This window comes from Sinomonas sp. (assembly GCF_051955515.1).
GTDB lineage: Bacteria > Actinomycetota > Actinomycetes > Actinomycetales > Micrococcaceae > Sinomonas.
The window spans coordinates 1-10,424 of record NZ_JBQCGQ010000214.1 but is presented as its reverse complement, the minus strand read 5'-3'; the positions used below and the strand labels follow the sequence as shown (position 1 = coordinate 10,424).

The following is a 10,424-nucleotide window of genomic DNA, read 5'->3' as shown; positions in this document are numbered from 1 at the left end:
CGACGGCCAGCGAGTCGCGCTCTTGAGCCTCGAGCGCCGCCGCCCTGTGGTTCTCGTCGACTCCGCGGCCGTGTTCTGGTCCCTCGTCGACGGCACCCGTACCGAAGCCGAGATCCTCGGCGAGCTTCAGCGGATCTACGGAGAGGATCCCGCCATCGCAGCCCAGGCGCGCGCGTTCCTCTCCCAGCTCGAAGAGCAGGGCCTCGCGGAGGCAGTCGAGTGAGGCTGGACCTTCGGGTGCTCGGCGCGCGCGTGGCAGTCCTCTTCGACGCTGGCATCACCGACGAGGTCGGCGACCAGCTGCGGCGCGTGTGGTCGCGGTGCCTCCTTCCCGAAGACGCACGCCTCGGGGACCTGCTTCTCGGAGACCTGCCCGAGAGCGCGGACGACGGCGTTGCCCCCTTCTCGGCTCGCGTCGTCACCGCGCGCGGCACTGCTCGGGTGGCAGGGGAGACGTTCGGCCATTTCGCGTCCGAGCTCACCAGTGCCGTCACGGTCTGTGCGATCGAGGCACGCGCCGGCGACCTGCTGATGCTGCACGCGTCGGGATTGGCAGACTCCCAGACCGGGCGGACCGTCGCGCTCGTAGGGCGCTCGGGCGTGGGGAAGACGACGGCGACCAAGACTCTCGCGACTGCGCTCGGCTACGTGAGCGACGAGACGGTCGGCCTCGAGCGATCGGGGCTCCTCGCTCCGTATCCGAAGCCGCTCTCCGTCATCACCGACCCGCCCCCGGCCCCAAAGCGCCAGATCGGTCCGGACGATCTGGGCCTGCGCGGCGCCCCATCCGAGGCGACCCTTGCCGCCGTCGTCCTCTTGGACCGCTCGGCGAGCGCGTCGGGACCGTGCGTGGAGGCGGTGGGCCACGCCGAGGCGATCATCGAGCTCGCACCGCAGACGTCCTCGCTCGCCCAGGTGCAGCGGCCCCTTCAGTGGCTCTGCTCCGTGCTGGACGCGTGCGGCGGCGCCCTGCGGGTGACGTACCGAGAGGCGGCCGACCTGGCCGGGCTCCTGCCAGACTTTCTGGCCCGCGCGGCGGTCGACGGCGGCTGGCGGCCAGCGCTCGACGACGGGCCAGCGCTCGACGACGGGCCTGCGCTCGACGACGGGCCAGCGGTGCGTGAGCCAGCCTCGGTCGGGCCGCTGCGGCGCGCCGAGGTGGTCGATGCGGTCGAGCTTGTGGGGCGAGAGCCCGGCGAAGGCGAGCTCCTGGTCATGGTGGATCAACGGGTCGTGCGGCTCTCCGGCGTGGCGCCTGCGATCTGGCGAGCGCTCGCGGCCCCGGCCGACTTCGCGGGCCTCGCGGAGCGCATTGCGCCCGAGATTGGGCTTCCGGACGGCTACGCGGACCTGCTCGAACGGGCCATCACTGAGCTTGAGGGCCACGGAGTGCTTGCGCGCCTCTAAGTGGTCCGGGCGTCGCGATACTGTCCGTACAACGAATGCCGTGACGCGGCGTGATGGTGGGCCTGATTTTGGGGGAGGACGGCAAGTTTGCTGCATGACAACGCCACGGAAGAGCGCGGCCTGACGCTCGCCGACTATCTCTTGGTAGTGCGCGCGTACTGGCTCGGGATTCTGCTCTTCATCGCGGCCGCGACGGCCGCAGGCTACGGGTGGTACCTGATGCAGCCACGGGTCTACGAGGCCGAATCCAACGGGATCGTCCTGACCGGAGGCTCGGAGAACCTCAACCTCTCCCTCGCGGGGGACAATCTCTCGAAGTCCAAGGCGAAGAGCTACAAGTCCCTCGGCGACTCCGTGGTCGTCGCGGACCGCGTGGTGAAGGCACTCCGGCTCGATGTCTCCGCACCGGCGATCGCGGGGACCGTTCGAGTGGTCGTCCCCGTCGACTCGCCGGAAATCCAGGTGACGGCCACCGCTTCGGACCCCGTGCGGGCCAAGGACGTCGCGGATGCGTGGGTCACTGCGCTCGCCGCTCAGATCTACGAGCTCGAGAAGTCCACCTCGTCCCCGGGCCAGGAGCCGGCCACGAAGGTCGTTCCGCTCGCGAAGGCGGTCGTCCCCGGGGCGCCGGTCTCGCCGAACCTCAAACTCGCCCTCGGTGTCTCTGCCGCCGGAGGCCTCCTGCTCGGCCTCGTCTATGCCCTCGTCCGCAACCACCTGGACCGGCGGATCCGCGGAACTGGCGATGTGGAGCGCCGCTTCCGGGTTCCTGTCGTGGGGACGCTCCCGCGGGACAAGAGGCTTCTGAACTCGACCCGCATCTTGGACGTCTCGGGTGCCGGGGCGGGCCACGCGATGGGGGAGGCGCTCCGCGAACTGCGCACCAACCTGCACTTCATCGACGTGGACAACCCGCCGCGGATCCTGCTCGTGACGAGTTCGCTGCCTTCCGAGGGCAAATCCACGGTGCTCGGGAACCTCGCCGCGACCATCGCCGCCGCGGGCGAGGAAGTGATCGTGGTAGACGCCGATCTGCGCCGCCCCACCGTGCACAAGGTGTTCGGCGTCGCGGGCGAGGTAGGCGTCACTGACGTGCTGACAGGTCGGGCTGCGCTGGACGATGTGCTCCAGCCGTGGGGGCCGATGCCGCACCTCAAGGTTCTCGGTGCCGGCCGAATCCCTCCCAACCCCTCGGAGCTCCTTGGATCGCGGGCCATGCAGCACCTGCTCGCAGATCTCTCGCGCCGGGCCGTGGTGCTGATCGACACGCCGCCCCTTCTGCCCGTCACGGACGCCGCCGTCCTCTCGCGCGCCGCGGATGGCACGCTCGTGGTGGCGCGAGCGCGCAAGACGACGACCGACCACCTGCAACGGGCCCTTGGGAATCTCGACCGCGTCCGCGGCCGGGTGCTCGGCGTGATCCTCAACTGCGTCCCGACGAAGGGCCCGGACACGTACAGCTACGGCTATTACGGCACCTACTCGAGCAAGCCCGAGGACGCGCCCGAGCCGGTCCCCGCATTGAGGGGCCGTCGCTCGGCCAGCTGACGGCGCTCGGCTTCCCGGAGATCGGCCCTGCTGCCGGCTTCGGAGGGGCGCCGCCGTCGCCGCGGCTCGGCCGCGCTGATGAGGGTGCTCACGGCGGGAGTGATTTCGCGGGCCATCTGCTCATAGGCGGCTGCGTCGAGCCCGTAGGGATCGGTCACGTCGTTGTCGCCACGCGCTCGGTGGCGGATGCGGTCGCCGTCGGCCACGTAGCGGTGCCACGTCTCCTGAACTGTCTCCCGGGTCGTGGGACCGGGGAGCAGTTCGACGATCCGGGCGAATTCCCGGAGTGTGAACGTCCGCTTGAGCGCGGAAGGTGCGAGGGCGAGGAGCGGCGCCCTGTGTGCCTCGGCCAGAACGAGGATGAGGTCGGCGTCGGCGACGAGGCGCTCGGTGAGCTGCCGCGCGGTGAACGTCTCGAGGCTCGTTCCGAGCCGCTGCGCGATCTCGGCAGATCCGGACTGGGCCGGCTGCCCCACGAGGGCCCGGACTCCGGCGCTCGAGACGCTGAACGCGCCTGGCGCGGCCTCGTCGAGGCCGGACTGGAGGAGCCGCTCCGCGAGGGGAGAGCGGCACACGTTGCCGGTGCAGACCGTGAGGATGCGGAAGGGGGTTCCGACGATCATCGGATCACGCTAACAGACCGATGCGCCCGAGCGGCCAGATGCGTGCCTCGACCCTTCCCACCACCGCCCCGAGGGGAACGGTCCGCAGGCACTGTTCAGCGACTGGTGCCGCCGCGCGGCAGGCAATGACCGAGTCTGCCGAGGCGGACCGATGGTCGCCGAGGACCACCAGCTCGCCGTCGGGCACCGTGAACGGGCCGAAGCAGCGGGACGAGCGGATTGCGGTGGCGCAGTCGAGGCGCCCGGGTTCGAAGGGCAGGTCCTTCGTGACATAGGGCTCGTCGATCGCGACTCCGTTCCGCTGCACGCGCCCCTGCCCGTCGCAGCAGGCGATCGTCTGCCCGCCGCGCGCCGCGACCCGCTTCACGAGGTAGAGCTCGCTCCCCTGGCCGATCCCCGTCAGGTCGCCGAAGGCACGGACCGCGGAACCCGGCCCGCCGTCGTCGTCCGTTGCGCCCGGCCGCCACGTGGGTGGGCGGGAGAAGACGACGACGTCGCCGGCCTGCGGCGACCCGCCCAGGTAGGCGAGTCGGTTGACGAGGATGCGGTCGCCGTCGTTCGCGCTGCCTTGGAGGGTTGGCTCCATGGAGCCGGACGGCACGCGGTAGAGCTTGAGGACGAACGACTGAATCAGGCCCGCGACCACGAACGCGGCGAGAAGGTTGAGGGCGAAGGCTGCCCACGCGGGCAGTCGGCGGCGGAAGCGGGGGCTCATGCAGCGGACGCTAACAGCGGGTCCGGAGCACTGAGATGGCTTGACGCCAGTAATGGCTCCCGCATATTCTGAACGAACGGTCGGTAATTTATTGAGGAGGAGCCATGGCAGCTGCGGCTTTGCAGCCGGTGCCCGCAAGCGCCCCCGTGTCTGAGGAGGACGCGGCGGGCCAGTCGTATTTTGACCGCATCATCGCCGAAGACTCTCGAATCGAGCCCACAGACTGGATGCCGGAGGCGTACCGCAAGACCCTCACCCGCCAGATCTCACAGCACGCGCACTCCGAGATCATTGGCATGCAGCCTGAGGCCAACTGGATCACGCGGGCGCCGAGCCTCAAGCGAAAGTCCATCCTCATGGCAAAGGTGCAGGATGAGGCCGGGCACGGACTGTACCTCTACTCGGCAGCGGAGACGCTGGGCACCCCACGGGACGTCCTTAATCAGCAGCTCCTCGACGGCAAGGCGAAGTACTCGTCGATCTTCAACTATCCGGCCCGCAGCTGGGCGGATATGGGGGCGATCGGCTGGCTCGTGGACGGCGCGGCGATCGCGAACCAGGTCCCGCTGTGCCGGGCAAGCTACGGCCCCTACGGACGCGCGATGGTGCGCATCTGCAAGGAGGAGTCGTTCCACCAGCGGCAGGGCTTCGAGATCCTCCTCGAGCTCTCCCACGGAACGCCCGCGCAGAAGCAGATGGCGCAGGATGCCGTCAACCGCTTCTACGCCCCCGCGCTCATGATGTTCGGGCCGCCCGATGACGACTCGCCGAACTCGAAGCAGTCCATGGCATGGAACATCAAGCGCTTCTCCAACGACGAACTGCGCCAGCGCTTCGTCGGGATGATCGCCGAGCAGGTCAAGGTCCTCGGCCTCACGCTCCCCGACCCCGAGCTCCGCTTCGACGAGGAGACGGGCAAGTGGATCCACATGGAGCTCGACTGGCAGGAGTTCAAGGACGTGATCGCGGGCCGCGGCCCGTGCAACGCCCAGCGCCTGGAGCGCCGTCGAGAGGCGCACGAGAACGGGGCGTGGGTGCGCGAAGCAGCGCGCGCATACGCCCAGAAGCAGAACGACAAGCGGAAGGCAGGCGCCGCCTGATGAGCAATCAGCCGAACATCTGGCCCCTCTGGGAGGTCTTCGTGCGGTCGAGCCGCGGGCTCTCGCACGTGCACGCCGGTTCGCTGCACGCGCCCGACGCTGAGATGGCGCTGCGCAACGCGCGCGACCTCTACACGCGTCGCAACGAGGGCGTCTCGATCTGGGTGGTCCCCTCGGACGCCATCACCGCCTCCGACCCTGACGCGAAGGGCTCGTTCTTCGAATCGCCTCAGGGGAAGGACTACCGCCACGCGACGTACTACACCAAGAGCGAGGGCGTGAAGCACCTGTGAGTACCCACCAGGACCACTCCCTCGACAGCTTCGGCGATGCCGCAGCGTCCGCTACCCGCGTCACCCCGGGCAACGCCCTGCGGCCCGAGGACATCGCGCTGCAGGCGGACCGGCCCAGCGAGGACGTCGCGCAGTACGCCCTGCGTCTGGGCGACGACTCTCTGATTCTGGCCCAGCGCCTGGGGCATTGGATCTCGCGGGGCCCGGAGATCGAGGAGGACATCGCGCTCGGCAACATCGCCCTCGACCTGCTGGGCCACGCGCGGTCCTTCCTCACCTATGCCGGCCATGCGTGGGACAAGACGGAGGACGACCTTGCCTACTGGCGCGAAGAGGACGAGTTCCGCTCCGCGTGGATCTTCGAGCAGCCCAACGGGGACTTCGGGGTGACGATCGCGCGCCAGCTCGTCGTCTCGATCTTCCAGCGCCTCCTCTACTCGCGGCTCGTGAACTCCACGGACGCCACGATCGCGGCCATTTCGGCGAAGGCGCTCAAGGAGGTCGACTACCACCGCGACCACGCGATCCAGTGGACGCTCCGGCTGGGCGACGGGACCGAGGAGTCCCACCGCCGCATGCAGGCGGCGCTCGAGCTCATGTGGCCCTACGTCGACGAGCTGTTCGACGACGACGCGCTCACCGAGAGGATCGGCGCGGTCGGCGTGCTGCCTTCATCGCTCCGCGCCGAGTTCGATGCCGAGATCGCGGCGGTGCTCGACGAGGCCACGCTGACGCTGCCGACCGTTCCCCGCGCCAGCGGCGGCGGCCGCCGAGGCGAGCACACGGAGCACCTCGGCTACCTGCTCTCCGAGCTGCAGGTGCTCGCCCGCAAGCATCCGGGCGCGACATGGTAGCCACCGGCACCCTCGACAGCGAGATCCTTGAGCTCGCAGCCACGGTCAACGACCCCGAGATCCCGGTCCTGAGCATCCGTGATCTGGGAATCCTCCGCGGCGGTCACCTCGACGCGGACGGGACGGTCCGGTTGACCATCACGCCGACGTATTCGGGCTGCCCCGCGATGGACGCCATCAAGGACGACCTCCAGCGCGTCTTCGGCGAGGCGGGGTACGAGAAGGTCAAGGTCGACCTGGTGCTGTCACCCGCTTGGACCACCGACTGGATGACGGATGAGGGCAAGGCCAAGCTCACCGAGTACGGCATCGCGCCTCCCACGGGCCGCGCTGCCGCCGGCCCCATCCGTCTCGGCCTCGCCGTGAAGTGCCCACGCTGCCACTCGCTCAACACCCGGGAGCTCTCCCGTTTCGGCTCGACCTCGTGCAAGGCGCTCTATGTGTGCCAGGACTGCCGGGAACCCTTCGACTACTTCAAGGTGCTGTAGACAGATGACAGACCAGCTGACCGAAGACACTGAGGCGACCGGCCGCCGTCGTGCCTCGTTCCACCCGCTCGAGGTGAGCGAGGTGCGGCGCCTGACCAACGACGCGATCGAAGTGACGTTCGCCGTTCCGCCCGGGCTCGCCGATGAGTACGACTACATTCCCGGCCAGTACGTGGCCCTCCGCGCGCACGTTCTGGATCAGGACATCCGCCGCAGCTACTCGATCTGTGCGCCGCCGCAGCGGTTCGAGGACGGCAGCAGCGAGATCCGGGTCGCGATCAAGAAGGACCTTGGAGGCCTGTTCTCCACGTGGGCCAACGAGAATCTCGAACCGGGCGTCACCCTCGATGTCATGAGCCCGGCCGGGGCGTTCATCTCGAAGCACAGGATGACCGGCCTCAATGACCCGTCGAGCATCGACACCGAGGACGAGCACACGTTTGTCGCCGTCGCGGCCGGGTCGGGGATCACGCCCGTCATCGCGATTGCGAAGACCGTGCTCGCCGCCAACGAGAACGTGCGCTTCGACCTCATCTACGCCAACAAGGCCGCGATGGACGTCATGTTCGTCGAGGAACTCGCGGACCTTAAGGACAAGTACCCGTCCCGCTTCGCGCTCCACCACGTGCTCTCGCGCGAGCAGCGCATCTCGCCGCTGCTCTCGGGCCGGGTCGACGCCGAGAAGCTCACCACCCTGCTCAACACCGTGATCCACGCCGACGACGTCGACGAGTGGTTCCTCTGCGGCCCATTCGAACTCGTCCAGCTCGTGCGGGATACTCTCTCGGCGCGCGGCGTCGAGCCGGAGAGGGTGCGCTTCGAGCTCTTCACCACGGGCACCCCGACGAACCTCGAAGGCAACATCGGCCGGCCGGTGATCGAGGACGACGGCGGCAAGAGCTTCGACATCGAGTTCCGGCTCGACGGGCTCTCCGGAGTCGTCAAGAGCCCTGCTGCCGCGAACGAGACGATCCTCAACGCCGCCCTGCGCGTGCGTCCCGATGTTCCGTTCGCCTGCGCCGGGGGCGTGTGCGGCACCTGTCGCGCGAAACTGGTCAAGGGGACGGTCGATATGGCGGAGAACTACGCTCTCGAACCCGATGAGATTGAGCGCGGGTACGTCCTGACCTGCCAGTCGCGTCCCACCTCGGACGCCGTGTCCGTTGACTTCGATGCGTAGGAGCTGAATTGATCTCGCTCACCATGTCCGACGGCGTCGCCGAAGTGGTTCTGGACGCCCCCGGCAAGCTCAACGCCGTCGACGCCGCGGCGCTCGCCCAGCTGTCGCAGGCGTACGACGACGCCGCTGCCGCCGCCTCCCGCGGCGAGGTGCGGGCCCTGCTCCTGCGCGGCGTGGGGCGAGCCTTCTGCGCGGGTCGGGACATCTCCGGGGTCAACCCGGCCGACGACGACGTGCTCGGGTACCTCGGAGGCCTCGTCACGCCGCTCATGCAGAAGATGGCCGCGTTCCCGGCGCCGACGTTCGCGGCCGCCCAGGGGGCGACGCTCGGGGTGGGCCTCGGGCTCCTGCTCGCGACCGACGTCGTGTATGTGGCCGAGAACGCGAAGGTCGGCTCGCCGTTCGCCAACCTCGGCGCCACCCTCGACTCCGGGGGCCACTGGTACTTCACGGAGCGGCTCGGCATGCACCGGACGCTTGACCTCATCTACACCGGCGATCTCATGAGCGGAGCCGAGGCCGTGCGGTCGGGGCTCTTCAGCAGGGCCTTCCCGGTCGACGAGCTGCTCGATCGGACTCGTGAGATGGTGGAGCGCGTCGCCCACGGGGCCACGGGGGCGTTCGTGGCCTCGAAGGAGCTCGTCGCTCAGGTCCGGGACCGGCGACTGGGGCTCTGGGAGTCGATGGACGCCGAGAACAAGGCTCAGGCGGCCCTGTGCGAGTCGGACGACTACCGCGAGGGGTTCAAGGCCTTCCAGGAGAAGCGGAAGCCGGAGTTTTCAGGGCGGTAGCCTGAGCGTGTGCCGGCACCTCGCAGAGCGTCTCAACACCGCAGCCAATCCTCGACCAACCTAGAGCTGAATCCTCTCTTCAGCCGACCGGGGGAGGCCACGGTCTTCCCGCGCTTTACGGTCCCCGAGGGTGAATCGCTGCCCTCGACCGCCTATCAGATCGTCCATGATGAAGCGATGCTCGACGGCAACGCCCGGCTCAACCTCGCGACCTTCGTGGGCACGTGGATGGAGCCCGAGGCCGGCAAGCTCCACGCCGAGACCGTCGACAAGAACATGATCGATCGGGACGAGTATCCCAAGACCGCGGAGATCGAGCACCGCTGCTGGCGGATGCTTGCGGACCTGTGGAATGCGCCCGATCCCGCCAACACCATCGGCACGTCGACTGTCGGCTCCTCCGAAGCGTGCATGCTGGCGGGTCTCGCGCTCAAGCGTCGCTGGCAGCATGCCCGGCGCTCGGCGGGAAAGCCTGCCGACCGCCCGAACCTCGTCATGAGCTCGGCCGTGCAGGTGTGCTGGGAGAAGTTCTGCAACTACTTCGAGGTCGAGGCGCGTTACGTGCCGATCTCAGAGGAGCACCGCGTGCTCGACGGGCACGGGCTCGAGGACTATGTCGACGAGAACACCATCGGCATCGTCGCCATCCTGGGCGTCACGTATACGGGAATGTACGAGCCAGTGCAGGAGATCTCAGAGGCTTTGGATGCCATCCAGGCCTCGACGGGGCTCGACGTGCCGATCCACGTGGACGGCGCGTCCGGTGCCATGATTGCGCCGTTCCTGCAGCCCGACCTCGTCTGGGACTTCAGGCTGCCTCGGATCGTCTCGATCAACACATCGGGACACAAGTACGGCCTCGTCTATCCCGGCCTCGGGTGGGTCGTGTGGCGGGACGCGAAGGCGCTCCCGGAGGATCTTGTGTTCCACGTGAGCTATCTCGGGGGCGACATGCCGACGTTCGCCCTCAACTTCTCCCGCCCGGGCGCTCAGGTGCTCCTCCAGTACTACCTGTTCCTGCGCCTCGGCGTCGAGGGCTACCGAGCCGTCCACGCGGCCTGCCGGAATGTGGCCGAGTATCTGGCTCGCGAGATCGGGGCGATGGAGGAATTCGAGCTCTGGAACGACGGGTCGGACATCCCCGTCTTCGCCTGGAGTCTTCGCGTCGGCCACACGGACAAGTGGAATCTGCATCACCTCTCGGACCGGCTGCGGATGGCTGGGTGGCTGGTCCCGGCCTATCCGATGCCGGCGGGGCTCGAGAACCTCACCGTGCAGCGCATCGTGGTGCGCAATGGCTTTACCCGCGATCTCGCGGCGAGCTTCTTGGAGGATCTGCGGGAAGCGGTGGAGTTCTTGGACTCGGCAGATGCTCCGTTTCCTGACCCGGGGCATGCGCCAGCCTTCCATCACTAGCTGGTCGCG

General features: G+C 68.5%; 12 protein-coding genes. 10 read left to right on the top strand and 2 right to left on the bottom strand.

All coding sequences use genetic code 11. From position 1 onward, the window contains the following. The 3 genes from ACTHL9_RS12645 to ACTHL9_RS12635 form a co-directional block, all read left to right on the top strand. The coding region (locus tag ACTHL9_RS12645) for a PqqD family protein (protein WP_440519544.1) at positions 1-223 on the top strand (223 nt) is incomplete at its 5' end. Beyond that, a complete protein-coding gene (locus ACTHL9_RS12640; protein WP_440519543.1) occupies positions 220-1,407 on the top strand; it encodes an ATP-binding protein in 1,188 nt (395 codons plus the stop codon). The genes ACTHL9_RS12645 and ACTHL9_RS12640, both read left to right, overlap by 4 nt. Positions 1,408-1,494: 87 nt before the next feature. Further along, positions 1,495-2,955 carry a polysaccharide biosynthesis tyrosine autokinase gene (locus tag ACTHL9_RS12635; RefSeq protein WP_440519541.1) on the top strand — a complete coding sequence of 487 codons (1,461 nt, stop codon included), beginning with the start codon at positions 1,495-1,497 and terminating at the stop codon, positions 2,953-2,955. Here ACTHL9_RS12635 and ACTHL9_RS12630 read toward each other — a convergent pair. Next, positions 2,886-3,578 carry an arsenate reductase/protein-tyrosine-phosphatase family protein gene (locus ACTHL9_RS12630; RefSeq protein WP_440519539.1) on the bottom strand — a complete coding sequence of 231 codons (693 nt, stop codon included), beginning with the start codon at positions 3,576-3,578 and terminating at the stop codon, positions 2,886-2,888. The genes ACTHL9_RS12635 and ACTHL9_RS12630 overlap by 70 nt on opposite strands. 4 nt (positions 3,579-3,582) lie before the next feature. Continuing rightward, on the bottom strand, positions 3,583-4,293 hold the full coding sequence (lepB, locus tag ACTHL9_RS12625) for a signal peptidase I (protein WP_440519537.1): 711 nt from the start codon (positions 4,291-4,293) through the stop codon (positions 3,583-3,585). Positions 4,294-4,397: 104 nt separating this feature from the next. Between lepB and paaA the strand changes: the two genes are divergently transcribed. The 7 genes from paaA to ACTHL9_RS12590 are packed head-to-tail and all read left to right on the top strand — an operon-like array spanning position 4,398 to position 10,415. Then, a complete protein-coding gene (gene paaA, locus ACTHL9_RS12620; RefSeq protein ID WP_440519536.1) occupies positions 4,398-5,393 on the top strand; it encodes a 1,2-phenylacetyl-CoA epoxidase subunit PaaA in 996 nt (331 codons plus the stop codon). Next, positions 5,393-5,686 carry a 1,2-phenylacetyl-CoA epoxidase subunit PaaB gene (gene paaB / locus ACTHL9_RS12615; protein ID WP_138417835.1) on the top strand — a complete coding sequence of 98 codons (294 nt, stop codon included), beginning with the start codon at positions 5,393-5,395 and terminating at the stop codon, positions 5,684-5,686. The genes paaA and paaB overlap by 1 nt, the downstream gene beginning before the upstream one ends. Beyond that, positions 5,683-6,540 (top strand): 1,2-phenylacetyl-CoA epoxidase subunit PaaC, encoded by an 858-nt coding sequence (gene paaC, locus ACTHL9_RS12610; RefSeq protein WP_440519535.1) that lies wholly within the window; start codon positions 5,683-5,685, stop codon positions 6,538-6,540. Before paaB ends, paaC begins: the two co-directional genes overlap by 4 nt. Then, positions 6,534-7,028: a 1,2-phenylacetyl-CoA epoxidase subunit PaaD gene (gene paaD, locus ACTHL9_RS12605; RefSeq protein WP_440519533.1), complete on the top strand. Its 495-nt coding sequence runs from the start codon at positions 6,534-6,536 to the stop codon at positions 7,026-7,028. The genes paaC and paaD overlap by 7 nt, the downstream gene beginning before the upstream one ends. 4 nt (positions 7,029-7,032) lie before the next feature. Beyond that, on the top strand, positions 7,033-8,208 hold the full coding sequence (paaE, locus tag ACTHL9_RS12600; protein WP_440519531.1) for a 1,2-phenylacetyl-CoA epoxidase subunit PaaE: 1,176 nt from the start codon (positions 7,033-7,035) through the stop codon (positions 8,206-8,208). A gap of 8 nt (positions 8,209-8,216) precedes the next feature. Continuing rightward, positions 8,217-8,999 (top strand): enoyl-CoA hydratase/isomerase family protein, encoded by a 783-nt coding sequence (locus tag ACTHL9_RS12595; RefSeq protein ID WP_440519529.1) that lies wholly within the window; start codon positions 8,217-8,219, stop codon positions 8,997-8,999. A 9-nt stretch (positions 9,000-9,008) separates the two neighbouring features. Next, positions 9,009-10,415 (top strand): glutamate decarboxylase, encoded by a 1,407-nt coding sequence (locus tag ACTHL9_RS12590; RefSeq protein WP_440519527.1) that lies wholly within the window; start codon positions 9,009-9,011, stop codon positions 10,413-10,415. Positions 10,416-10,424 lie beyond the last annotated feature (9 nt).

Bases quoted from the DNA above. Each gene is read 5' to 3' on its own strand.
- lepB (WP_440519537.1), bottom strand. From the start codon at position 4,293: ATGAGCCCCCGCTTCCGCCGCCGACTGCCCGCGTGGGCAGCCTTCGCC.
- paaA (WP_440519536.1), top strand. From the start codon at position 4,398: ATGGCAGCTGCGGCTTTGCAGCCGGTGCCCGCAAGCGCCCCCGTGTCT.
- ACTHL9_RS12630 (WP_440519539.1), bottom strand. From the start codon at position 3,578: ATGATCGTCGGAACCCCCTTCCGCATCCTCACGGTCTGCACCGGCAAC.
- paaB (WP_138417835.1), top strand. From the start codon at position 5,393: ATGAGCAATCAGCCGAACATCTGGCCCCTCTGGGAGGTCTTCGTGCGG.
- paaD (WP_440519533.1), top strand. From the start codon at position 6,534: ATGGTAGCCACCGGCACCCTCGACAGCGAGATCCTTGAGCTCGCAGCC.
- paaE (WP_440519531.1), top strand. From the start codon at position 7,033: ATGACAGACCAGCTGACCGAAGACACTGAGGCGACCGGCCGCCGTCGT.